The following is a 23215-nucleotide window of genomic DNA, read 5'->3' as shown; positions in this document are numbered from 1 at the left end:
ATTGCGGCCGCCGATTGCGCAAGTGCCGCTGTGCTACGCTTGCCGGAATCAATCCACTTAGCGCGAGCCGAAGAATCCCATCATGCGTTCATGGCGCATCGCTCCACCTAACCGCAGCGCTCAGATCAGCACCTCGCGTGCGACCGATCTCGTCATGGCGATCTCGCATGCCGACGCCGATGCGCTCGCGGCAAGCATGCTGGCAACCGTCGGCGATACGCTGCCGGTTTCGCAATGCACTGTATTCGCCTATGAATTCGACGCGCGGCCGCGTACGGTGTCGGCGGCGGATCATCGCGGCGGCCGCTTTTTGCGCGACGTCGCCGAGCGTTACGCGACGCACTTTTATGCGCTCGACGGCAATCGGGCGATTATCGGCCGCACGTCGGGCACGCAATCTCGCGACACGCTGTTGTTGCACCAACAGCAAAGCGCGGAGATCGAAAACGAAGCGTATCGCGCGGCCTGTTACGCGCAGCCTAATGTATCGGACCGGCTGTCCTTACTTGCGCAACCCGTCGACGGCGTCTGGCTGTCGATCAATTTCTATCGTGACAGCGCATACGGCAACTTTGCGCCGCGCGAACTCGAACAGGTTGAGAGCGTCGCGCATCTGTTCGCGCACGCCGCTAAAAGCCACTACGCACTTAATGGACAGCATCAGCAGGGACCGGCGGTGGCGATGCTGTCGCGGGTTCGGCGCGCATGTCCGGCGCTCACGCCGCGCGAACTCGATGTGCTGCGCGGTGTGCTGGAAGGCGCGAGCGCTGCTGAAATCGCGCTGCGAATGGGCGTCAAACCGGCGAGTGTCGTCACGTATCAGAAACGCGCTTATGCGCGACTCGGCATTTCGAATCAGCGGCAGTTGTTCGCGCTGTGCTCGACGCCGGAGCGAACCTAAGCCGTCATTCCGGGCCGCCGTTTTTATTGCGCTGCCGCGCAAAAGCCTGCGTTTCGCGATCCCAACGCTTCAGCCACGGTGCGATGAATTCCGCAAAGCCGTCGGCGGGCGGCGACAGCGCGCGTTCCGTCGAGCGATACACGCAGACTTCGCGGATCGTTTCAGGATCGACGATGCGCTTTATCACCAGCCCGAACGTGCGCGCGAGCGGCGCGACGTAGGCCGGCGCGAGCGTGACGGCCAGTCCCTGCGCGGCGAGCCCGAAAGCCGTGGTGACGTTGTCCACCACATCCACCGGAATGATGCGGGCCTCCACCGGAAGATTGGCGAGCATTTGCCCGACCGCGCGCTCGTGGTCGCGGCCCGTGGCGACAATCGGCACGTCGCGCAGATGCTGCCACTGCACGCGACGTCGCGTGTTGAGCGGATGCGTCGGCGCGCACCACATCACCCACGGACTGGCGAACGCCGGTTCGCAGCGCACGCGTGTGCCGCTTTGCCGGTCGGGGCCGATGGCGAGATCGACGTCGCCGCTTTCGACTCGCTCCACCAGTTGCTCGACCACCGTATCGCAGATACGCACCACCACCTTCGGTTTGTCGCGCCCATAGTCGGCGATCGCGGCGGGCAACGCGGTGGCGGCCAGCACCAGCGGCGCGCCCACCCGCACGATACCCGCCGCGCGATTGCGGATATCGTCGGCGGATTGCGCGGCGGCGCGCACGTAGCGCAACACCGATTCCGCCGACGACAGAAAATCCTGCCCCGCGCTCGACAGATTGACGCGCCGCGTGGTCCGGTCGAACAGGCGAAAACCGAGTTCCGTTTCGAGGTCGGCCAGCAACTGGCTGACCGCCGACGAAGTCAGCCCGAGCCGCTCCGCCGCCGCACCGATGCTATGCAGATCGACGATGGCGAGAAACGCCTCGAATTGACGGATGGTGACGCGAGTGAGTGGCATCGTTCGATTCTAAAGAAAAACTTAACAATCGTGAAAAATCGATTGATTGTGTGCAAAGCGACGTTGACCGACACTCGTGCAAATCGACGCGTACGGCCAAACGCGCTTAGACTTCCACGTCGCTCCAGGCGTTGTGAAAGGCAGGTCCGTTCAAAGGCAGGTTGCGATCAGACCTCGTTAAAATCGCATAGAGACAGCATCAAAACAGCTTCGCGACCGTTTTGGCCGAAGCCCGCATTCAAGGACTTGTCATGTTCGACCACATTCCCGCGTACCCAGGCGACCCGATTCTGAGCCTGAACGAAGACTTCCAACTGGATCCCCGGCCCAACAAGGTCAACTTGAGCATCGGCATCTATTTCGACGATGCAGGCAAGCTGCCCGTGATGGATGCCGTGCGCCGTGCCGAGACCGCGTTGCTCGATTCGATCGGCCCGCGCTCGTATCTGCCGATGGCGGGCTTGCCGCTCTATCGCGACACCGCGCAGGCGCTGGTGTTCGGCGAACATAACGAAGCGCGTGCCGCAGGCCGCATCGCCACACTGCAAACGCTGGGCGGATCGGGTGCGCTGAAGGTCGGCGCGGACTTCCTGAAGCGCTATTTCCCCGGCTCGCAGATGTGGATCAGCGATCCGAGTTGGGAAAATCATCGCGTCGTGTTCGAAGGTGCAGGGCTGACGGTCAACACCTATCCGTACTACGACGCGCAAACGGGCGGCCTGCGTTTCGCCGACATGATCGACACGATCGCGGGTCTCCCGGAACAGAGCGTCGTGCTGCTGCACGCGTGCTGCCATAACCCGACCGGTGTCGACCTGAGTCCGGCGCAATGGACGGAACTGGTGCCTGTCTTGCAGCGCCGCAAGCTGATCGCGTTCGTCGATATGGCGTACCAGGGTTTCGGCGCGGGTCTCGAAGAAGACGCCGCCTGCGTGCGTCTGCTCGCCGACGCAGGCGTGCCGATGATCGTCGCGAATTCGTTCTCGAAGAATTTCTCGCTGTATGGCGAGCGCTGCGGCGCGTTGAGCGTGGTGTGCAAAAGCGCGGAAGAGGCGGGGCGCGTGCAGGGACAATTGATGTCGGCGGTACGTGCAAATTACAGCAATCCGCCGACTCACGGCGCGCGGCTTGTAGCCAACGTGCTCGCTGATTCAACGCTGCGCGCGTCATGGGAAAGCGAACTCGCCACCATGCGCGAGCGCATTCTTACCATGCGCGGCACGATTCACGCGGGCCTCGCGGGCCGGGTCGATGAAGTGATGCGCGAGCGTTACGTCGCACAGCGCGGCATGTTCACCTACACCGGGTTGAGCGAATCACAGGTCGAGCGCTTGCGCAGCGAATACGCGGTGTATGTGCTGCGCTCGGGGCGCATGTGCGTGGCGGGCCTGAATGCACGCAACGCCGGTTATGTGGCGTCGTCGATCGCGGCGGTGGTGTCGGGCGCATAAGGCCCGCACCCGGGCTCGCGAGACTATAAACATGGAGACGTTGATGAGCACCCTCGAACCACAACCGGCGAGCCCGCAAAAGCATCACGCGATGCACCCGGACGAATGGCAGGCACGCGTGCAACTGGCCGCGTGTTACCGGATTTTCGACATGCTCGGCTGGACCGAGATGATCTACAACCACATCACGTTGCGCGTTCCCGCCAGCGTGAGCGGTGGCGAGCGGCAGTTCCTGATCAATCCGTTCGGACTGCACTACAGCGAAGTGACGGCAAGCAATCTCGTGAAGATCGACGCGCACGGTCGGGTGCTCGATCACTCGCCGTATCCGGTGAATCCGGCGGGGTTCGTCGTGCATGCGGCGATTCACGAAGGCTTGCCGGACGCGCACTGCGTCATGCACACGCACACCACGGCGGGCGTGGCCGTCGCATGTCTGGAAGACGGCTTGCAGCAGACCAACTTCTACAGCGCACAATTGCACGACCGTATCGCGTATCACGATTTCGAGGGCATCACCGTGCATGCGGAGGAGGGGCCGCGTCTGCTCGAACATATCGGCGATAAACAGGCGGTGATCCTGCGCAATCATGGGCTGCTTGCGTGGGGCCACACGTTGCCGCAAACTTTTGCGGTGTTGTGGACGCTCAATCGCGCGTGCGAAATCCAGATGGCGACGTTCTCGATGGGACGCGCGCGGCCCGTGCCGGAAGAGGTGGCGATTCGCTGTTCGCGCGACGCGTTGCAGTTCGACCCTCGTCACGGCGCCGGTCAGGATGTGTTCGATGCGCTGGTGCGGCGCGTGGATCGCATCGACGCAAGCTACCGGGATTGACAGCGAATTCACTGACTACAAGTTCAAGGATCGAAGCGATGAAAGTGGTTATTTACGGCGCGGGCGCGATTGGCGGCTGGATGGGCGTGCGGCTCGCGCAGGCCGGTCACGAAGTGGGCGTGGTGGCGAGAGGCGCGACGCTTGCCGCGTTGCAACGTGACGGCTTGCGGTTGATCGAAGGCGATGTCACGCGCACGGTGAAGGTGAACGCCAGCGAAAAGCCTGCGGACCTCGGCGTGCAGGATCTCGTCGTGGTCGCGGTCAAGGGGCCGGCGATGGCGTCGGTGGCCGCGCAAATTGCGCCGCTGCTCGGCCCGGAAACCATCGTGCTGACGGCGATGAATGGCGTGCCATGGTGGTTCTGCGACGGACTCGGGCGCGACTTCGCGGGCCAGCGATTGAAGTCGATCGATCCCGACGGCGCGATTGCCGCGGCCATTCCGGGCGCGCAGACAGTCGGCTGCGTGGTGCATGCAAGCTGTCTCGTCGATGCGCCTGGCGTGATACGGCATCATCAGGGCAACGGGTTGATTCTCGGCGAGGCGTCGGGGCAGCCGAGCGCACGCGTCGAGGCGCTGACCGCGGCACTGGTCGCAGCGGGCTTCAACGCGACGATGTCTGCGCAGATCCAGCGCGACGTCTGGTACAAACTGTGGGGCAACATGACGATGAACCCGGTCAGCGCGATCACCGGCGCGACGACCGACCGGATTCTCGGCGATGAACTCGTACGAGGATTCGTCACGAACATCATGCTGGAGGCCAAGGAAATCGGCGCACGTTTCGGCATTCCGATCAATCAGGACCCGGCAGATCGTCACGAAGTCACGCTGAAGCTCGGCGCGATGAAAACGTCGATGTTGCAGGATGTGCAGGCGGGCAAGGCGATCGAACTGGACGCGCTGGTGGGCGCGGTGCGCGAACTCGGGCAACTGACGCAAGTGCCGACGCCGTTCACGGACGCACTGCTCGGTCTCGCGCGTTTGCATGCGCGGACGTTGGGGTTGTATCCGGCGTAACTGGTTGAAGGTTGAGGATGGGTCGCGAAGCCGCTGTGCAATTGCTGCACGGCGGCTTTTTGCTGGTTACGGCGCTCCCGCAGCGACTGCCGCGACTTCCGTCGACGCAGGCAATTTCGCCGCTTCGATCAACGACAATGCCCGTTGCGGGTCGTCGAATTCGGTCATACAGAGCAGCGCGAGGCGTGCGAGATAAAGCGGGGCTTGCGCCTCGCCTTCGGCGGTGAGGGTTTGACAGAGCGTCGTGTAGACGAGGTCGAGATCGCTATCGGTCATGAGGTGAGGTCCTTTCTAATGCGTTCGATCCGTCGGATTATTGGCAAGCCAGCGTAGCGGTCAGCGTGTGCAGTACGGTTTGCGCATTGCCGTTGCGCCAGCGGGCAAGCACATGACCATCGGGCCGGATCAGGTAGACGGTGCCGGGTGTGGCGTCGAACATCTCGTGCAGGCGGCCGGTTTGATCGATTGCATGTGGGCATGTCATGTTGGGCATGTCGATTTTTGTCAGCTTCACCGTCTGCAACTTGATACGCCGGTCTGCCAATGTTCGTTGCAATTGCAGCCACGCGTCGTCTGGCGCGGTTTTGTCATCGAAGCGCAGCGCAGTGAAGCACGGGCCGAGAAGATCCGTCAGATGGATCGCGGTATTCGTACCGTCGTCCGCGCGCCTGAGCAGCCGGCATTCCGGCAGCACGGTGCCAGGCTTCGGGCCGCAACTGAACGTGTCGTCCGTCGCCGCGTTCAGCGGCGAATTCAGGTACGCGATCGCATGCGTCTGCCGCGGATTGATCAGCGGACGCACGGCCTCGTGCTTCCCGGCGAGCCCAAGCACGGCGGTGCGCATCAGGTCGAAGGCGAACGACGGGGGCGCCATGAACTCCGTACTCTTCATTCCGTAACTCAGATTTTCGCGCGCGGCGAATACGCGCTCGTCGCTGTAGCTATCGAGCAAACCCGGCGACGCCGTGCCGTTGACAACACATCCGAGTTTCCAGCCGAGATTATCGGCATCGTCGATACCGGAATTCGCGCCGCGCACGCCGAAGATCGGCACCAGATGCGCGGCGTCGCCCGCGAAGAACACCGAGCCGTACCGGTATCGTTCGAGCGTCAACGCATTGGCTTTGTAGACGGTGATCCAGATTGGCGACCACGCGCCGGTCTCGCCCATGGAGTCGAGCAGGCTTTGCACGCGCGGCATCACGTTTTCCGGGGCGATGGCGGCGTCGGGGTCTTCGTCGTCGCGCAACTGATAGTCGATGCGCCACACGTTGTCCGGCTGTTTGTGCACGAGCACGGTCGAGCCGGGATTCGATGGCGGATCGAAATACGCGAGACGTTCGGTGGCGCGCGCGCTGTCCAGTTCGATGTCTACGATCACGTAGCGGCCTTCGTAGGTCGTGCCAGTCAGCTTCAAACCGAGCGCGTCGCGGATCGTGCTGCGTCCGCCGTCGCACGCGACGATCCAGTCCGCGTCCATCGTCCAGCCGATGTCGCCGGTTTGCAGCACAAGTGCGGCGCCGCCTTTGGGCTTCTGCTCGATGCCCGTTACCCGTGTTTGCCAGCGGATCCCGATCAGATCCGGGTGCTTTTCAACCTCGTCGAGCAGCAACTGCTCGATCTGGTATTGGGCGATGTTGATCATCGGCGGCAACGACTGCTCGTCATCCTGATGCATCGCAAAACGGAACACTTCGGCGTCGCGATAGAAGCTGCGGCCGCCGGTCCACGGCAGACCTTTTTGCAGAAAGCCGTCGACCACGCCAAGGCGTTTGAATATCTCCAGGCTGCGCCGCGAAATGCAGATGGCGCGGCTACCGGTGCATACGCTGTCGTCGGCTTCGATCAGCACCGAGCGCACGTTATGGCGAGCCAGCGCGAGTGCGAGCGTCAGCCCGACCGGGCCGCCGCCGACAATCGCTACCGCGCGTTTTTCAGGGTCGTGTGCCCCGACTAGCGGCGGCACCTCGCCGACGTAGTGGCGGGGCGAAAAGGGATAGGGCTTGAAGGGGCGGCTCACCAGTGTCTCCGATGGTTGCTGTTTTTCGATGCTGAGGATTGCACGCCGGCGAATATTGTTCAGGTTCTGGATGCGACGCGGCGTGAATCGATGGAGAAAGTATGCGGCAGTAGGCGAGAAGCGCTGTCCTCATTTTGGGTACAACGGGGATGAGCGTTTGGAAACCGGAGTGGCGAATCAGGCATTAAAAAAGCCGCGATGCGCTGACGCGCTCGCGGCCTTTGCACTTCCTCCGGGAAAACCGGTACGCCCTAATCCCCACCCCCCACCTGCGCCGCCACCCGCCCATGCTGCGCACCCACCGCGACCTGGCATTCCTCGATCATCGCGCGAAAACTCGGCGCTGCATGCGACGCGCCAGTCGCGCCCAACTCAGCACCGCCTTCAGTCAAGCCGCCAACGCCGACCACCAGCGTCGCCCGTGGCCGCCATTCGCGCGTGCGGCGCAGCATGTTACGCAGATACGGCGGCGACTCCGGCGCATCGAGCGAGACGATGCAGATGATCGGTGTGTCCTTGAAGCTCGGCTCGTCGGCGCGCGCGCTGCGATAGCCGGAGTGGGTGGCCATCATCGGCGCGAGTCCGTGGCGGCCGAGCAGTTGCACCGCGATCGCGGTCGTGACTTCGTCGAACGCGCCGCGTCCCGGCACGCACAGCACCGACGATTTCGCGCTCTCCTGCTGCTCGCGCGAACGTGCCGCGATATGGCTGTCGTGCTGCTCCGACAGATCCGCCGATGCCGACGCCAGCAGCGCACTCGCGGTATCCGCAGGCTCGCTGCGCGTCAGCCGGTCCGGCAATCCATCCGCGATTTCGAGGTTCTCGACGATATCGACCAGCGCGTCGTTGATCCGCTGCAACTGGTCGGGCATCAGCACCCCGCGCATCGCGTCGTTGCGGGCCAGCTTCAGGCCTTCGAGCGCGACGTTGTCGTAGTAATCGATCAGCGACATCTCGCGCAGCAAGCGCTCGGCCTGCACGATCGCCTCGTGCGGATCGTCCGCGAGCAGCCGCTGATAAAAGTTCTGCGCGGGCGTGAGCGCAGGCTGATCGCCGAGCAGCACCGTGAGGAAGTTCAGCCGATCGGCATAGCGGCCCAGCGTGACCACACACAGCGTCAGCGGGGTGGACAGCACGAGGCCAATCGGCCCCCACAGCCAGCTCCAGAAGATCGCAGCAACGACCACCGCCAGCGGCGACAGCCCCGAGCGATGACCGTACAGAAGCGGCTCGGCAATCTGCCCCGCGACCACGTCGACGACGATAAAAAGGATCAGCGTATACACCGCCATCGTCCATTGCGGCTGGATCGCGGCGGCAAGAAAGACCGCGAGAATCGCCGCGATCCAAATGCCGATATACGGCACAAAACGCAGCAGCGCGGCAATCACGCCGAACAGCAGCGCGCCCGGCACGCCGATGATCGCCAGCCCGATCGCGATGGTCCCGCCCGCGCTCAGATTCACGCCGAGTTGCGCGACGAAGTAGCGCGAGAGCCGCACAGCGGCGTCGTTGATCGCGGTGGTGGTGCGGTGCAGATCGCGTGAGCCGAACAGGCTGATCAGCCGGTCGCGCAAATCCTCGCGTTGCAGAAGAATGAAGATCGTCACGACCAGCACGATGAACGTCGTCTCGATCGGCGCAATAGCCGGCGACAACGCGCGCTGCGCAAGCTGCATCGGCGTCGGCGCAGGCTCGTGGACTTCCACCGGCTGCGGCACCGCAGGCGCATTACGCGCGGCACGGCCGGTCGGGCGCGGCGGATTCGGCTTGGACGGCGCGACGCGTTGCAAGGTCGCGGCGGCGCGGCTCATCAGCGAGTCGGCGCGGCCTACGGTCTTTTCCTGAATCGTTTCGATCTTCTGCTCGATCGCCACCTGATACTGCGGCAGATCGCCGGCCAGTTGCACCAGCTGCGCGCCGATCAGCGCGCCGACCGCCAGCAACGACGCCAGCGCAAACAGCACCGCGATGAAAATGGACGGCAACTGCCCCATGTGAAAGCGCCGCAGCATCTGCACGAGCGGCGCGAGCAGGAAGCTCAGCATCACCGACAGCGTGATCGGAATCAGCACCTCGCGCGCGAAATAAAGCCCGCACACCACCACCACGCCGGTAATGATCGACGCGAGACCGTGCAGGCTCGGCGTGCCCGGCGGGTAGACGCGGTTCGGACGCCCATGCGGCGGCGGTAACGATATTTTCATGAACACACTTTTCGAATGAGGAGCGCTGTCGTTCTTTATGCAAACCGCACGCGGATGCAACGGTGTCGTCCGGGCAAGAGCGCCTCAGCAAAACCTATGCCCGAATTGTAGGCGCTTTGGCTGATGCGAAGCTGATGCGCGGCCTTACGGAAGCTCGCTTGTTAGCGGGATGCTCCACCGGCTTATGAGCCGATGTGCAGGCGCAACAACTCGAACAGTTGCGAGCTGGCATACAGCAGCAGCCCGATAAATCCGCCGACAATCGTCCCGTTGATGCGGATGTACTGCAGATCCTTACCAATGTTCAGTTCGATCTGCCGCGACATCTCACGCGAGTCCCAGTTCTTCACCGTATCACTGATATGCCGCGTGAGGAATTGGGCAAAGTCCGGCGCCATTGCGCGCGCCGCGTCTTCGAGATGGTCGTTCAGCGACTGACGCAGCGCCGCGTCGTTCGCGAGTTCGCGGCCGACCCACTGGCCCATCGCCATCACACGTGCATGCAGCGCCGAATCGGCGCTTTGCAGGTCACGCTTGAGCCACCCGCGCAATTCGCCCCACATGTCCTTCACATAGGCGCTGAACGCGTCGCCTTCGACGAGATAGCGCTTCAGTTCCTCGCCCTGTTGCAGGAATGCGGGATCGGTCTTGAGCTTGACGATCAGCTTTTGCGCCGCCTCGTCGAATTTCTGCCGGAGCTGATGCGTCGGGTTCTCGCTGATCTGTTCGAGCATCCGGTTAACCGCATTCGCGATGGCTTCCGCGCCTTTTTCTCCGAGCCACGCGGACGGCAGGATCTTCTCCATCTTCGGATATTCGCTTTTCACCCAGTCGACGATACGTTCGGCGATGAACTCGCGCGCCGGCGCTTCGCGCAGCAGCGCGACGACCTGTTCGATGCCGGCGTCGAGCAATTCCTGATGACGGCCGTCGCGGGTCAGCGTGTCGAGAATCGCGCCCATCGATTGCGACAGATCCACCTTGCCGAGCACGTCGCGCAATGCGTCTTTGATGAAAACCTGGATGCGCACGTCGTCGGTCAATTCGAGAATGCCGCCGGTCAGCCTGACGACGTAGTCGCCCAGGCGTGCGGTGTTGGCCGGTTCGCTCAGCCACTTCGTGATGCTTTGCGCCGGATCGTGTTTCTGGATCAGCCCGACCAGCGACGGCACGTCGAGAAATTTGTCCTGCACGAACACCGCGAGGTTGTCGGCGATCTTGTGCTTGTTCTTCGGGATGATCGCCGTGTGCGCGGAGACGAGCGGGATCGGCACGCGCCGGAACAGCGCCGCCACCGCGAACCAGTCGGCCAGCGCGCCGACCATCGCCGCCTCGGCGACCGCCTTGATGCCGTCCACCCAGAAGCCGCGCGGCATGAACGCGGTCACGACGAAAATGCATGCGGCCGCGAGCAGCAGCAGTAACGGCGTGCGCTTGGCCTTCTTCAGTTCGAGTGTCTTGTTCATCGGCGGCGGGTTGGGGCGACCGGTTGGATCGCGGGAATCGTTGCGCGTCGCTCGGCGCACGGCCAGCAAACGCGAGTGTAGCGCCGCTGGCGTGGCCTCGCGCCCTGGGTCGTGTCTGGGTTGTGCCTGGGTCGGGCCTGGGTTGTGCCTGTATGGCGACCATAACGGGACTATCTTTGCCGCGTGAGCACGGTAACATCCACGGTCAGACTGTGAGGCCGCATGCGCCATGCAGTTCCCCCGATGCAGGAAGCAACGATGCAATTGAACAGACTGGAGGCACAGTGATCAGGTTTCTGCACACCGCAGACTGGCAGATCGGCACGCAATTCGGCCAGTTCGAGCCGGATGAAGCCGCCCATCTCGCGCAGGCGCGTTTCGACACGGTGCGCCGTATCGCCGAAGAAGCGGCCGCGCGCAAGGTCGACGCCGTGCTGGTCGCGGGCGACGTATTCGATCTGCAAACGGTTTCCGACACCGTGATCCGCCGTCTGTTCGGTGCGTTGCAGGCGTTTTCCGGGCCGTGGATCATGCTGCCGGGTAATCACGACGCGGCGCTCGTCGAGAGCGTCTGGACTCGCGCGCAGCGTCTCAATTGCGTGACGCCGAATGTGCGACTCGCGCTCGAACCCGGCGTCGTTCTGCTGGAAGAAAGCCGTTGCGCGCTGCTGTGCGCGCCGCTCACGCAACGCATCACCTACGACGACACCACCGGCTTCTTCGACACCACCGAAACGCCGGCCGGCTATCACCGCATCGGGCTGGCGCACGGCAGCGTCAGCGGCATTCTGCAGGAAGGGATCGACTCGTCGAATCCGATTGCGCCGACGCGTGCGCAAAGCGCGCGTCTTGACTATCTCGCGTTGGGCGACTGGCACGGCCATTTTCGCGTCGACGAACGCACGTGGTACGCGGGCACGCACGAGCAGGACCGTTTCCGCGCGAACGACCCGGGCTTCATGCTCGACGTCACGCTGAGCGAGCCGGGCGCCGTGCCGCAGGTCGAAGCGGTGCGGGTCGGCCAATATCAATGGCACAGATGGGATGAAACGATCTCCGTGTCGACCGATGTCGATGCGCTGAAAGCGCGCCTCGCCGCGTTGGGCAGCCACGACGTGCTGCGTGTGAGTGTGAGCGGCACGACCGCATTGGCGGACGCCGAAGCGATCCACGTTGCGGTCGAAGAAGCCCGTGCACGCGTGCGGGCGCTGCGGGTCGATCTGAGCGGCCTGCAAGTGCTGCCCACCGCCGCCGACCTCGCCGAACTCGGCGCGCAAAGCGGTTATCTGGCGAAAGTGGTGGCGCGTCTGCGCGGGCTGCAGGAAGACCCGCAGTCCGATCCGCAGCAGGTCCGGCGCGCGGCCGAGGCGTTGTTGCTTCTGGCGCGTTTTCAACGTGAATTGCCGCGCGGCTCCACGTCCGCATCCGCATGAAGAGGTTTGAATGAAGCTGGAAAGTATCGCGATTCAGGAGTTCAAGCAGTTCACTGGACGGATCGTCATCGACGATCTGCAGCCGGGGCTGAATCTTTTCACCGGTCCGAACGAAGCGGGCAAGAGCACGATTGCCGAAGCCATACGCGCGGTGTTTCTCGAACGCTACAAAGCCTCGCATCTGAAGGATCTGCTGCCTTGGGGCAAAGCGAGCGGTCAGCCGTCGGTCGAAGTCAGCTTCAATCTGGATGGCGCGGCGTGCAGGCTGTCGAAGCAGTTCGTCACGCGTCAGCGCTGCGAATTGCGGATCGGTCAGGCGGTGTTCGGCGAAGACGAAGCCGAGGACAAGCTCGCCGCGTTGCTGGGTTTCTCGCGGGCGGCGCGCGGGCCGTTGAAGGCCGAAAACGCGGGCGTGCCGGGTTTGCTGTGGGTGCAGCAGGGCGGCACGCAGGAAGTGCGCGATTCCACCGGACACGCGGCGCAATATCTGCGCGATGCGTTGTCGCAGTTGTCGGGCAGCAGCGAATCGGCGGGCGAGGATGCGTTGATCGCCGTCGTGCAGCGCGAGTTGCGTCAACTGCTGACGGCGCGCACGCAGAAGGCGACCGGCCCGCTGGCCGAAGCCGAAGCGACGCTCACCCGGCTGATCGACGATCGCAACGGGCTTGAGCAGCAGCGTCAGCAGTTCGACGAGAACATCGCGCGGCTCGCGTCGTTGCAGGAAGCGTTCGACGATACGCAGCGCAAGCGTCCGTGGGAGCTTCACGAACAGAAGGCCGTGCTGGCGCAGCAACGCGCCGACGCAGCCGCCGAACTCGAACGCAGTGTGCAGGGGCTCGCGCAGTCGTTGCAGGTGAGCGAGGCCGAACTGGCGTTGTCGTTGCAACAGGAGCAGGGCGCGGTCGAACTCGAAACTGCAGTTGCGCGCGAACGTCTGCAACTCGATCAGGCGCGGGCCGAAGTAGCCGCAGCGCAGACCGAACACGCGCAGGCGGCGAGCGGCGCGGCGCAATTCGACCAGGCATCCGCGGAGGCCAACCGCGCGCTCGAACTCGCGAACGCGGCGGTGACGGCCGCCGATCTGCGCAGCCAGAGCGGTTTTTATCGCACCGAGAGCGAGCGGCTGGAAGCGTCGATTGCTGCGGCGGACAAAGCGAACGAAGCCGTGCTGGAGGCGACGCGCGAAGCGGCATCGCTTGAAATCGACGAGGCGAAACTGAAGCGGCTCGCTGCGCTCGACGGCGAGTTGACCGTGTTGCGCGCGCGCACCGAAGCGGCGATGACGCGCATCGAATACAGCCTGAACGGCTCGTTGACGATCAACGGCGCGCAAACCATTGGCCGCGGCACGCTGCGTGTCGACGAAGAAAAGCTGATCCAGCTCGGCGAACTCGGCGAATTGCGCGTGATTCCGGGCGTCTCCGATCTGTCCGCGCAATTGTCCGAACTGGCGTCGCTCGAAGCTGCGCATGCGCAGTTGTTGCAGGCGCTCGGCGTGACATCGGTCAGCGACGCGCAGGCGCGTCACGAGAAGTGGAAAGCGTCGATTGCGCAGCAGAAAAGCCAGGCGAAGATTCTCGACGTGCATGCGCCGCAGGGCATCGAGGCTTTGCGTGCGGCGCTCGCGTCGGCGGCGGCTCGCTTGCAGGCGTCGAATGAACGGCTCGCGGGTTTGCCCGATGTGTCCGCCGCATTGCCGCTCGACGAAGCGCGGCGCAACGCGGAGATCGCGCGCGACGCATTGGAGGCCGCCCGCAAGGTGCTCGCGCAGGCGGCGGAAAAACGCTCGACCGGCATCGCCACCGCCGACTCGCTCGCCGCTCAATTGCAGCGCAAGGAAGCGCAATTGAGCGACGCCGCGTATCGCAGCAACCGCACGCAATGGCAGACGAAAATCGTCGAGCAGCGGGTGCAGGTCGACGCGTTGCGCAAGCAGCGCGAAGGACGCGAGCGCGAACTGGAAGCGGTGCGTCTCGACGATCCGGCGGCCGAGGCGAAACGCTATCGCGCGTCGGCGGAACTGGCGCGCGGCGAGCAGCACGAACGGCAGGTGCGGATCGCGCAGTTGCGCAGTCAACTGGAGACGGTCGGCGCGTCGGGCCTCGGTGAACGGCTCGCGGCGCTGGAGGCTCAGGTCGAGCAGGCCACGCGTCGCAAGGACGAACTGAGCCTGCGCGCGGGCGCGTTGAGTCTGCTGGACGAAGTGCTGGTCGACGAGCGCGACGCGGCGGTCGCGCAATTGCGCGCGCCGTTGACCGAGCGGCTTGGGGATTATCTGAAGCGGATTTTCCCGCAGTCGAGCATTGCGCTCGGCGACGATCTGAGTCCCGCGACGCTGGATCGCCATGGCCGCGCCGACACGCTCGACGCGCTGAGTTTCGGCACGCGCGAGCAGCTTGGCATTCTGACGCGGCTGGCGTATGCGGACCTCTTGAAGGCGTCGGGCAGGCCGACCTTGCTGATGCTCGACGACGCCGCCGTGCATACCGATGCCGCGCGTCGCGATGCGATCAAGCGCGCGCTGATCGACGCGGCGACGCGGCACCAGATCCTGGTGTTCACCTGCCACCCGGAACTGTGGGACGACCTCGGGGTAAGGCAGCGGGCAATCGAGGATCTGAAGGTGGCGGCTTGAGTCGTCAGGCTTGATGCGCTTGCGTCGGGCCTGAGCCGACCTGCGTCGGCTCAGGCTTTCACTTGTACCAGCGCGGCGTGTACACCCACTCGTCACCGTCGAGCTTGCCTTTGCCGAACCGCCGCGTCGTCGACGATCCGACGATCACCATTGTCCGCATATCTACGTCGGACGACCGCAGCTCGCCGAGCGTCAGCGTGCGCCGCGTGCCGCCGGGGCGGCCCACGTCGCGCCCGAGCACCACCACCGTTTGCGCGGAGCGATATTCCCGCACGATATCCAGCGCTTTATCCAGTTGCCACGGACGCGCGCGCGAAATCGGGTTGTAGAAGGCCATCACCAGATCGGCATCGGCCGCGTGCCGCAGACGTCTTTCGATGATCGACCACGGCTTCAGGTTGTCGGACAGCGACAGCATGCAGAAGTCGTGGCCGAGCGGTGCGCCTGCCTGGGCCGCCGCCGCCATGGCCGCCGACACACCCGGCAGGATCTTCAGTTCGACCGCCGACCAGGCGGGGTGTTGCGACGCTTGCGACGCGTCCTCGTCGAGCGCTTCGAGCACCGCTGCGGCCATCGCGAACACGCCTGGATCGCCCGACGACACCATCACCACCGAACGTCCTTCGCTCGCCAGATCGAACGCGTGCCGCGCGCGCTGCATTTCCTCGCGATTGTCGGTGCCGTGCACCCGCTGGCTCGCGCGCAACGGGCCGGCCATTTTCACGTAGGTGTCGTAGCCGAGGATGTCGGTGGCTTCGTCGAGCGCGGCGCGGGCCGCGGGGACCATCAGATCGGCGCTGCCGGGGCCGAGACCGATCACGGTCAGGCGGCCTCGTGCGCGGCCAATCGTGTGCGGATCGATCGCGAGCGGCGTGAGGGCAAGCGCGATGCCTGTCGCTGCGTCGTCGTCCAGCGTTTCGTACGGCACGCGCAGGGCTGCTTGCAGCAGGCTGGCGGGCGTTGCGTTGTCTTCAGCGCGAGTCTGCGTGAAGCGCAACGGCACGTCGAGCAGCGCGGCGGCTTCAGCGAGCGCGGGGTTCGACGCGTGTTCCAGCGAAGTCAGCAGGGCTGCGAGCGATAGCGGCGCGAGACGGTGTGCATCGAGCGAATCGCGGACGCGGGCAGCGATGCGGTCAGCGGCATCTGCAAACCCCGTCACCGCAGCAACCACACTGCGCGGATGAATCACCAGGTCATCTTCACGCCCGTCCCATACACGCGGCGTCACGCGAATCGCGAGGCGGGCGTTTTCCGAGCGCGGCAGCCGCGCGTCGTCGAGCCAGGGCGCGTCGCCTTCGATGCGCGTGCTCTCGCCCGCCAGCAGATCCGACACGAAGCGCTTGCCTTGCCCGATATCGGCGAGTGCATAACCTTCGGGCGGATTGAGCACGCAGGTGCCGAAGCGCAGTTCGCCGCTAGTCGTGATGGCGGGCGCCACGGCCAGAGCAGCGGCGATTTCGCGCGCCATCACGTTGACGCCGGCGAGTCCGCCGAGCAACGGCACGACCGCGCTGCCGTCTTCGGCGACGGCGAGCACTGGCGGCTCGACGCCCTTGTTCGACAGCATCGGCGCGAGGCAGCGAATCACGATGCCCGCTGCGCACAAGGCGACGATCGGTGTGCCGCGTGCGTAGAGTTCGCACAGATGCGCGCCGAGTTCGGTATAGCCGGCATCGGCCTCGACGCGGCCTTGCAGTGCGTGGATCTGGCAAGCGGCGCTTGCCAGCGGAGCAGCGGGACTCGCAGACGCGGGGTTCGAAGCAGCAGCAGAGCCGCTGGCATTTGCAGCGTTTTCCAGATGACTCGCGTGCGCATCGCCTGCGGTCCTCGCGACATCAGCCTCGCCTGCGAGTCGTTCACCTTCGCCCGCACCACGTCCGCGATACAAAGCCTGAATGCGCCGGGCAGTCTCCAACGCGCCCGCGCCGAGAATCACGATCGCGGGCGCTGCCGTCATCCTTGCCATTTTTCCCCCGGCACGACGAGCAGCGAAAAATACGGCGACGCCATCGGATCGACGTCCGCGAGCGGCACGATGCGCTGATTGCCCATCGTCGCGCGTTCGACGTAAAGCGCACGTTTCGCGAGGCCAAGCTCGCCAAGCACGCGCCGCACCTTGTCGAAATTGCGGCCGAGTTTCATGATCACGGCAGCGTCGGCATCGGCGAGACGGCGGCGCAAATCTTCCTCGGGCAGCACGCCCGACAACACCGACAGGCTCTGGTTGCGATACACCAGCGGCGCACCGAGCACCGCCGCACCGCCGAGCATCGAGCAGACGCCGGGCACGACTTCGCTGTCGTAGCGCGCCGCGAGCCGGTCGTGCAGGTACATGTACGAGCCGTAGAAGAACGGATCGCCTTCGCAGATCACCGCCACGTCGCGGCCCGCGTCGAGATGCGCGGACACGACGCCTGCGGCGGTATCGTAGAAGTCGGCAATGATCGCTTCATACGACAGCGGCGGTTCGAGCGCCTCGGTCGTCACCGGATAAACCAGCGGCAGATGCTGCTGCGCCTCGTGCAAATGCGCCTCGATGATGCTGAACGCGTTGCCCTTTTTCCCCTTGGCGACGAAATACGCGACCACGGGTGCCGCTTTCAGCAAACGCAGCGCCTTCAGCGTGATGAGTTCGGGGTCGCCGGGGCCGACGCCGAGTCCGAGCAAACGTCCTTGCACCGCCATTTATTCGACCTCCGTAGCGAGCGCATTGACGGCCGCGGCAGCCATCGCGCTACCGCCGCGCCGGCCGTTCACGACGACGAAGGGCACGCCGCGACTGTCTTGCGCGAGCATCGCCTTCGATTCGGCCGCGCCGATAAAACCCACCGGAAACCCGAGGATCAGCGCGGGTTTTGGCGCGCCGGCATCGAGCATGTCGAGCAGATGAAACAGCGCGGTCGGCGCATTGCCGATCACGACGACGCTGCCCGCCAGATGCGGACGCCACAATTCGAGCGCGGCAGCCGAGCGCGTATTGCCGAGTTCGCGGGCGAGCGCGGGGACGTCCGGCTGCGTGAGCGTGCAGATCACTTCGTTGCCCGCGGGCAGCCGGGCTCGCGTGATGCCCTGCGCGACCATGCCCGCGTCGCACAGAATCGGCGCGCCTTGAGCGAGGGCGACGCGGCCTGCGGTGCCGGCATCGGCGGAAAATTGCAGATCGTCGATCACGTCGACCATCCCGCACGCGTGGATCACGCGCACCGCGAGTTTTTCGAGGTCGGCGGGAATGCGCGACAGGTCGGCCTCCGCGCGGATCGTCGCGAACGACTGGCGATAGATCTCCTGACCGTCGCGTATGTATTCAAGCATCAGTGTTACTCCGGGCCAGGCGCGCGAGCGTGTCGGCGGCCTGTTGGATCGTCAGTTGGTGCGCGACGCAGCGGCCGAAACCGGAGCCGCTGTCGTCGCGTCGATAAAGGTCGTAGCTGCCGGGCGCCACCGCCAGCAGCGTGTAGGGCGCGCAATGCGCGGCCGCGCAGGATCGCGGGCAGCCGCTGAGGTGCACTTCGACGCCCGCGGGCAGTTGCGCGGCGAGTTGCTGCGCGTCGGCTTTGGTGTCCGCGAGACTTTTTGCGCAGCCGCTCGACCCGGCGCACGCGATCAGACGCGTGATCGGCTGCGACGGGTCGCAAGCGAGGCCGAGCGCGTTCAGTGCGGTTAGCACGGCGGGCACGGTGTCTGTCGCGAGGTCGGGAAGCAGCACGCTTTGCCACGGGGTGATGTGCAGGATGCCGGTGTTGTGCTGGCGCGCGAGCAAGGCGAGGGCGCGCAAGGTATCGGCATCGACGCGGCCGAGCGGCGGTTGGCCGCCTGCGTGCCATGTTCCTGACTTGCATTGCGGATGCGCGCCGAGGCGAAGGCCGGCGTCGGCTGGCGTGCTGCGTTGCCAGCCGGCAAGCGACGCGTCGCGTGAAAGCGGGAAGTCGACGTAGGTCTGGGCGTGCTGCAGGATGGTATCGACGGCATGGGTGGCGAGCAGGTGACGCATGCGGGTGGCGTCGTCGGCGGCGAGGTCGAGGAAGGTGTGCAGCAGTGCTCGCACGAGAGCCGGGACTTGCGCGGGCGATACGGCGGCGAGTGGGCCTGTGCCTTTGTTGGGCCGCCCGACCTGCTGCGGTTGAGGCGCGGCTACGCTTTGAAAAGCCGAAGCCTCCGGCGGGCATCCCGCCAACCCGAACACGAACCGCACACCCTCGACACCCTGCGACGCCGCGATCCACACATCATGCGGATGATCGACCCGCGCCAGCCGCTCACCGCCATCCAGCAGCAACGCGAATTTTGGCGATAACGCTGCAAACCGCGTGTCGCTTTGCAGCAGCGCGAGCAGTTCGGCACACAGCTGCGTCGTATCGACCAGGGCCGCAGGATCGCGTCCGGCGGCGGGGCTGATCATCACGTTGCGGACATCGTCGGCGGAAGCGGCGCTCGCATTAACGGTCACGCTACCCCCCGGCATAGGCTCAGGCCCAAGCCCCGCACCCACCAGCGCCTCAATCAACGCCGCTTCGTGCCCGCTACGCACCCCGCGCACCTGCAGATTCGCGCGATTGGTCAATTCGACGACCCCGGCCGCGTGCCGTGCGCTCGCGCCTGCGATAACCTCGGCCTGCGCCGCGCTCAATACGCCGCCAGGCAGCTTGATCCGGCAGATCCCGCCATCGCGCGCGGCGACGATGCGCAGCAGCCCCGGACACGCCGAAGGCCGCAGTGTCGGGACCGCGTGAGGCAAAACGAGGGAGGGCGAAGCTTGATTCAAGACGGACACCGGGTTGAGCGTCGCACAAAAACCCGAGCAAGCCGCGTCAGGCTTGCTGCGGCATCGGTACACCCCGCCCGATGTTGGCTGGCACGAACAGTGTTGCCGGCAGGTCTCCTGGCTGGCAGGTCATGATCCGCCGCGGCCTTCCCGGTCAAACCAGTGGCGCGCAGCGCAGGCGGACTCGCTGCATACAGTTGCGGGGGCAGCCACAGTGGCACTGTGTTCCCTCTTCGGCCCCGAAGGGCACCGGCGGCTGTATTATGCCTTTTTTCGGACAGCGCAACGAGGCTGGACGCTTTGACAGGCGTGGCACAGCGCATTATTTGAAGATTCAGAATGAGGATGGATGCATGCCGGCATGGCTGACCGTAGTGGGCATTGGCGACGACGGCTTCGCCGGTTTGGGACGGCCCGCGCGGCGTGCTTTGCTGACGGCGTCGGTGATTTATGGCGGCGAACGTCATCTGGCGATGCTGCCCGCGCGACTCGCCGCGCGCCGCACCCAGTGGCCGCGTCCGTTCGATCTTGCGCCGTTGCTGGCCGAGCGCAATCAGAGCGTGTGTGTGTTGGCGAGCGGCGACCCGATGCTGTTCGGCGTCGGCGCGACGCTGGCGCGGCAGTTGCCCGAGGGCGAACTGCGGGTGCTGCCCGCGCCGTCGTCGTTGTCGCTGGCGGCAGCGCGTTTGGGCTGGCCGTTGCAGGACGTGGCGACGGTGTCGGTGGTGGGTCGTCCGCTGGCGGCGTTGAATGCGCATCTGCATGACGGCGCGCGCATTTTCGTGCTGAGCGCGGACGGCAGCACACCCGCCGCGCTTGCCGCATTGCTGGCGACGCGCGGCTTCGGCGCGACCCGGATGGTCGTGCTCGAACATCTGGGCGGCGATCTGGAGCGGCGGATCGACGGCCGGGCCGATCAATGGCCCGCGGGCGAAGTCGCCGCGCTGAATCTGATCGCGCTCGAATGCCGCGCGGACGAAGCCGCGCCGCGTCTGCCGCTGACCTGCGGCCTGCCTGACGACGCGTTTCGCCACGACGGCCAGTTGACCAAACGCGATGTGCGCGCGATCACGCTCGCGCGCCTCGCGCCGACGCCCGGCGAATTGCTGTGGGACGTGGGCGCGGGCAGCGGCTCGATCGGGATCGAATGGATGCGCGCGCATCCCGCCTGCCGCGCGATTGCCGTCGAAGGGCATCCGGAGCGGCAGGCTTTTATCGAACATAACCGCGACACATTGGGCGTGCCGGGTCTGCAACTCGTCGCGGGCCGCGCGCCCGAGGCGCTGCACGGACTGCCCGCGCCGGATGCGGTGTTTATCGGCGGTGGCGTGACGGTGCCGGGCGTGCTGGAAACCTGCTGGGAGAGTCTGCGTGACGGGGGCCGTCTGGTGGCGAACGCGGTCACGCTGCAAGGCGAAGCGGCGCTGATCGCGTGGCGCGACCGGCACGGCGGCACGCTGACCCGCGTCGCGCTGGCCGACGCGCGGCCGCTCGGCGGTTTCGATACGTGGCGTCAGGCGTTGCCGATCACGATGCTCGACGTGACGAAGCACGCTGCGGGTATCCCGGGCAACATGCCCGCGGCTTCCACCGATCATCCGTAATGCGCGACGAAACACCCGAACAACCCGCGCCGCTTCGTAGCGGCTACACGACCGGCAGTTGCGCCACCGCGACGTCGCTGGCGGCGGCGCGTCTGCTGCTCGCGGGCGTCGTCAGCGAGGTCGCGGAAATTACGCTGCCCAAGGGCCAGCATGTGCCGATGCCGCTGGTCTACTGCCGCCGCGTCGTCAATGACACCGATGTCGCCGATGACGTCCATGTCGCCGGAGATGCCGGCAACGCCAGCAGCGCTGACGTTGCAGAAGCCGGCACCGTCAAGGACGCCGGCGACGACCCCGACGTCACCCACGGCGCGATCGTCTTCGCGCGCGTGCGCCTGATCGCCGAACCCGGCGTGATTTTTCGCGCGGGGCCTGGCGTCGGCACCGTGACGCGAGCCGGTCTGACACTGCCGGTCGGCGAACCGGCGATCAATCCCGTGCCGCGCAGCATGATGACGCAGCATCTGACCGAACTCGCCGCCGAGCATGCGTACAGCGGCGGCTTCGAAGTGACGATCGGCGTCGAAGGCGGCGCGGAACTCGCGCTGAAAACGATGAACCCGCGCCTCGGCATCATCGGCGGATTGTCGATTCTCGGCACCTCCGGGATCGTGCGGCCGTTCTCGTGCTCGGCTTATATCGCGTCGATTCATCAGGGCATCGACGTGGCGCGCGCGAACGGCTACACGCATCTCGCGGCCTGCACCGGCAACGCCAGCGAGGACGCGATGCGCGCGCACTATGCGCTGCCCGATATCGCGCTGATCGAAATGGGCGACTTCGTCGGCGCGGTGCTCAAGCATATGAAGCGCGCGCCGGTCGAGCGACTCAGCGTGTGCGGCGGCTTCGGCAAGCTCAGCAAGCTGGCGGCCGGGCATCTCGATCTGCATAGCCGGAATTCGAGCATCGATCTCGAACGGCTGGCGACCTGGGCCGCCGGATACGGTGCCGACGACGCTCTGCAAACCGCGATTCGCGCGGCCAATACGAGTCAGCAGGCAGTGGCGCTCGCGCACGCGCAGCAGGTGCCGCTCGGCGATATCGTCTGCCGGCATGCGCTGGCCGTCGCGCGCGATATCGTTCCGCCGCAGGTCAGCGTGGAAATGTTCGCGATCGACCGCCAGGGCAATCTGATCGGAGCCGCACGATGACGCCTGCCACGACACAACCCGTCAGGGTTCTGCTGCTGGGCGGCACCGGCGACGCGTTGAAAATCGCGCGGCAACTCGGCCCGGCCGACGTGTACAGTCTCGCGGGCCTCGGCAAGGTGCCCGAGGACTTGTCGTGCGAAGTGCGCGTCGGCGGATTCGGCGGCAGCGAGGGCCTCGCGCGTTACATCGAAAGCGAAAAGATCACGCTCGTGATCGACGCAACGCATCCCTACGCCGCACAGATCAGCGCGAACGCGGTGCGCGCCTGCGCCGCAGCCCGCGTGCCATGCTGGGCGCTGCGCCGCCCTGGCTGGCAGGCGCAAAGCGGCGACGACTGGCGGATGGTCGGCGACTGGCACGAACTCGTCGCCGCGCTCGCGCCGTTTCGCCGGCCGCTGTTCACGTTAGGACGCGAACCGCTCGCGCATCTCGACGAGATTCCGCCGCATCAGTTCTGGACCGTGCGCTGTCTGGAGTCGCACAAGGACAGTCCGCGCGCGCGAATCCTCGCGGCGCGCGGCCCGTTCACGCTCGAGGGCGAGCGCGCGCTGTTCGCGTTGCAGGCGTTCGACGTCGTAGTCAGCAAGAATAGCGGCGGCAGCGCGACCGAAGCGAAGCTCGAGGTCGCGCGAGAGCGTCGCTTGCCGGTGATCATGCTGCGACGTCCGGCGTTGCCCGCGACCGATCGCGAATTCGACGACGTCGCGGATCTGCTGCACGCATTGCGCGCGTGAAACACACACACAATCCACGGCGACACGAACGCGTGG

At 65.4% G+C, this 23215-nt stretch carries 18 protein-coding genes and 1 riboswitch; of the genes, 9 read left to right on the top strand and 9 right to left on the bottom strand.

From position 1 onward, the window contains the following. Nucleotides 1-82: 82 nt before the first annotated feature. Nucleotides 83-901, top strand: a complete 819-nt coding sequence (locus BLS41_RS22445) for a helix-turn-helix transcriptional regulator (protein WP_074768812.1) — start codon at nucleotides 83-85, stop codon at nucleotides 899-901. 4 nt (nucleotides 902-905) lie between these two features. Here BLS41_RS22445 and BLS41_RS22440 read toward each other — a convergent pair whose 3' ends face one another. Continuing rightward, nucleotides 906-1862: a LysR family transcriptional regulator gene (locus tag BLS41_RS22440; protein WP_074768810.1), complete on the bottom strand. Its 957-nt coding sequence runs from the start codon at nucleotides 1860-1862 to the stop codon at nucleotides 906-908. 251 nt (nucleotides 1863-2113) lie between these two features. Between BLS41_RS22440 and BLS41_RS22435 the strand changes: the two genes are divergently transcribed. The 3 genes from BLS41_RS22435 to BLS41_RS22425 are packed head-to-tail and all read left to right on the top strand — an operon-like array spanning nucleotide 2114 to nucleotide 5167. Beyond that, nucleotides 2114-3313: an amino acid aminotransferase gene (locus BLS41_RS22435; protein WP_074771116.1), complete on the top strand. Its 1200-nt coding sequence runs from the start codon at nucleotides 2114-2116 to the stop codon at nucleotides 3311-3313. A gap of 43 nt (nucleotides 3314-3356) precedes the next feature. Beyond that, complete coding sequence (locus BLS41_RS22430; RefSeq protein ID WP_074771117.1) at nucleotides 3357-4148, top strand: class II aldolase/adducin family protein; 792 nt, start codon at nucleotides 3357-3359, stop codon at nucleotides 4146-4148. Between the two features lie 38 nt (nucleotides 4149-4186). Further along, nucleotides 4187-5167, top strand: coding sequence for a 2-dehydropantoate 2-reductase (locus BLS41_RS22425; protein WP_074768808.1), 981 nt, complete (start codon nucleotides 4187-4189; stop codon nucleotides 5165-5167). A 66-nt stretch (nucleotides 5168-5233) separates the two neighbouring features. On the opposite strand, the gene BLS41_RS22420 is transcribed toward BLS41_RS22425, so the two are convergent. The 4 genes from BLS41_RS22420 to BLS41_RS22405 all read right to left on the bottom strand — a co-directional run bounded on the left by BLS41_RS22420 (nucleotide 5234) and on the right by BLS41_RS22405 (nucleotide 10860). Continuing rightward, nucleotides 5234-5443: a hypothetical protein gene (locus tag BLS41_RS22420; protein WP_074768806.1), complete on the bottom strand. Its 210-nt coding sequence runs from the start codon at nucleotides 5441-5443 to the stop codon at nucleotides 5234-5236. Between the two features lie 37 nt (nucleotides 5444-5480). Beyond that, a complete protein-coding gene (locus tag BLS41_RS22415; protein ID WP_074768804.1) occupies nucleotides 5481-7187 on the bottom strand; it encodes an FAD-dependent oxidoreductase in 1707 nt (568 codons plus the stop codon). A gap of 251 nt (nucleotides 7188-7438) precedes the next feature. Further along, the gene (locus BLS41_RS22410; RefSeq protein WP_074768802.1) at nucleotides 7439-9394 is read right to left on the bottom strand and encodes an AI-2E family transporter; all 1956 of its coding nucleotides are present in this window, start codon (nucleotides 9392-9394) and stop codon (nucleotides 7439-7441) included. A gap of 182 nt (nucleotides 9395-9576) precedes the next feature. Beyond that, entirely contained in the window at nucleotides 9577-10860 is a 1284-nt protein-coding gene (locus tag BLS41_RS22405) for a DUF445 domain-containing protein (RefSeq protein WP_074771115.1), read from the bottom strand. A 284-nt stretch (nucleotides 10861-11144) separates the two neighbouring features. On the opposite strand from BLS41_RS22405, the gene BLS41_RS22400 reads away from it, so the two are divergent. Further along, complete coding sequence (locus tag BLS41_RS22400; RefSeq protein WP_074768800.1) at nucleotides 11145-12293, top strand: metallophosphoesterase family protein; 1149 nt, start codon at nucleotides 11145-11147, stop codon at nucleotides 12291-12293. Between the two features lie 10 nt (nucleotides 12294-12303). After that, nucleotides 12304-14928 (top strand): AAA family ATPase, encoded by a 2625-nt coding sequence (locus BLS41_RS22395; protein WP_074768798.1) that lies wholly within the window; start codon nucleotides 12304-12306, stop codon nucleotides 14926-14928. A gap of 58 nt (nucleotides 14929-14986) precedes the next feature. On the opposite strand, the gene cobJ is transcribed toward BLS41_RS22395, so the two are convergent. From cobJ to cobG, 4 genes are read right to left on the bottom strand one after another with little or no spacing between them, the layout of a single operon-like run. Continuing rightward, entirely contained in the window at nucleotides 14987-16894 is a 1908-nt protein-coding gene (cobJ, locus tag BLS41_RS22390; RefSeq protein ID WP_253189732.1) for a precorrin-3B C(17)-methyltransferase, read from the bottom strand. After that, nucleotides 16882-17613 carry a precorrin-2 C(20)-methyltransferase gene (locus tag BLS41_RS22385; RefSeq protein ID WP_074768796.1) on the bottom strand — a complete coding sequence of 244 codons (732 nt, stop codon included), beginning with the start codon at nucleotides 17611-17613 and terminating at the stop codon, nucleotides 16882-16884. The genes cobJ and BLS41_RS22385 overlap by 13 nt, the downstream gene beginning before the upstream one ends. Beyond that, nucleotides 17614-18240, bottom strand: a complete 627-nt coding sequence (locus BLS41_RS22380) for a precorrin-8X methylmutase (protein WP_074768794.1) — start codon at nucleotides 18238-18240, stop codon at nucleotides 17614-17616. Next, nucleotides 18233-19690 (bottom strand): precorrin-3B synthase, encoded by a 1458-nt coding sequence (gene cobG, locus BLS41_RS22375; protein ID WP_253189731.1) that lies wholly within the window; start codon nucleotides 19688-19690, stop codon nucleotides 18233-18235. The genes BLS41_RS22380 and cobG overlap by 8 nt, the downstream gene beginning before the upstream one ends. Nucleotides 19691-19780: 90 nt before the next feature. Then, nucleotides 19781-19959: riboswitch (cobalamin riboswitch) on the bottom strand. 84 nt (nucleotides 19960-20043) lie between these two features. Between cobG and BLS41_RS22370 the strand changes: the two genes are divergently transcribed. Genes BLS41_RS22370 through BLS41_RS22360 form a run of 3 tightly spaced genes read left to right on the top strand, consistent with a single transcriptional unit; the run spans nucleotide 20044 to nucleotide 23179 of the window. Continuing rightward, nucleotides 20044-21294, top strand: coding sequence for a bifunctional cobalt-precorrin-7 (C(5))-methyltransferase/cobalt-precorrin-6B (C(15))-methyltransferase (locus BLS41_RS22370; protein WP_074768790.1), 1251 nt, complete (start codon nucleotides 20044-20046; stop codon nucleotides 21292-21294). Then, nucleotides 21294-22445 (top strand): cobalt-precorrin-5B (C(1))-methyltransferase, encoded by a 1152-nt coding sequence (locus BLS41_RS22365; RefSeq protein ID WP_074768788.1) that lies wholly within the window; start codon nucleotides 21294-21296, stop codon nucleotides 22443-22445. Before BLS41_RS22370 ends, BLS41_RS22365 begins: the two co-directional genes overlap by 1 nt. Next, complete coding sequence (locus BLS41_RS22360; RefSeq protein WP_074768786.1) at nucleotides 22442-23179, top strand: cobalt-precorrin-6A reductase; 738 nt, start codon at nucleotides 22442-22444, stop codon at nucleotides 23177-23179. The genes BLS41_RS22365 and BLS41_RS22360 overlap by 4 nt, the downstream gene beginning before the upstream one ends. Nucleotides 23180-23215 lie beyond the last annotated feature (36 nt).

The sequence above is a fragment of the Paraburkholderia fungorum genome (assembly GCF_900099835.1).
Taxonomy (GTDB): Bacteria; Pseudomonadota; Gammaproteobacteria; order Burkholderiales; family Burkholderiaceae; genus Paraburkholderia; species Paraburkholderia fungorum_A.
The sequence above is the reverse complement of the archived record's forward strand: the minus strand, read 5'-3'. Positions and strand labels throughout refer to the sequence as shown.

Coding starts and splice junctions, on each gene's coding strand:
- BLS41_RS22405 (WP_074771115.1), bottom strand. CDS start 10,860: ATGAACAAGACACTCGAACTGAAGAAGGCCAAGCGCACGCCGTTACTG.
- BLS41_RS22435 (WP_074771116.1), top strand. CDS start 2,114: ATGTTCGACCACATTCCCGCGTACCCAGGCGACCCGATTCTGAGCCTG.
- BLS41_RS22430 (WP_074771117.1), top strand. CDS start 3,357: ATGAGCACCCTCGAACCACAACCGGCGAGCCCGCAAAAGCATCACGCG.
- BLS41_RS22395 (WP_074768798.1), top strand. CDS start 12,304: ATGAAGCTGGAAAGTATCGCGATTCAGGAGTTCAAGCAGTTCACTGGA.
- BLS41_RS22440 (WP_074768810.1), bottom strand. CDS start 1,862: ATGCCACTCACTCGCGTCACCATCCGTCAATTCGAGGCGTTTCTCGCC.
- BLS41_RS22370 (WP_074768790.1), top strand. CDS start 20,044: ATGCCGGCATGGCTGACCGTAGTGGGCATTGGCGACGACGGCTTCGCC.
- BLS41_RS22425 (WP_074768808.1), top strand. CDS start 4,187: ATGAAAGTGGTTATTTACGGCGCGGGCGCGATTGGCGGCTGGATGGGC.
- BLS41_RS22365 (WP_074768788.1), top strand. CDS start 21,294: ATGCGCGACGAAACACCCGAACAACCCGCGCCGCTTCGTAGCGGCTAC.
- BLS41_RS22385 (WP_074768796.1), bottom strand. CDS start 17,613: ATGGCGGTGCAAGGACGTTTGCTCGGACTCGGCGTCGGCCCCGGCGAC.
- cobJ (WP_253189732.1), bottom strand. CDS start 16,894: ATGGCAAGGATGACGGCAGCGCCCGCGATCGTGATTCTCGGCGCGGGC.
- BLS41_RS22420 (WP_074768806.1), bottom strand. CDS start 5,443: ATGACCGATAGCGATCTCGACCTCGTCTACACGACGCTCTGTCAAACC.
- BLS41_RS22360 (WP_074768786.1), top strand. CDS start 22,442: ATGACGCCTGCCACGACACAACCCGTCAGGGTTCTGCTGCTGGGCGGC.
- BLS41_RS22410 (WP_074768802.1), bottom strand. CDS start 9,394: ATGAAAATATCGTTACCGCCGCCGCATGGGCGTCCGAACCGCGTCTAC.
- BLS41_RS22380 (WP_074768794.1), bottom strand. CDS start 18,240: ATGCTTGAATACATACGCGACGGTCAGGAGATCTATCGCCAGTCGTTC.
- BLS41_RS22445 (WP_074768812.1), top strand. CDS start 83: ATGCGTTCATGGCGCATCGCTCCACCTAACCGCAGCGCTCAGATCAGC.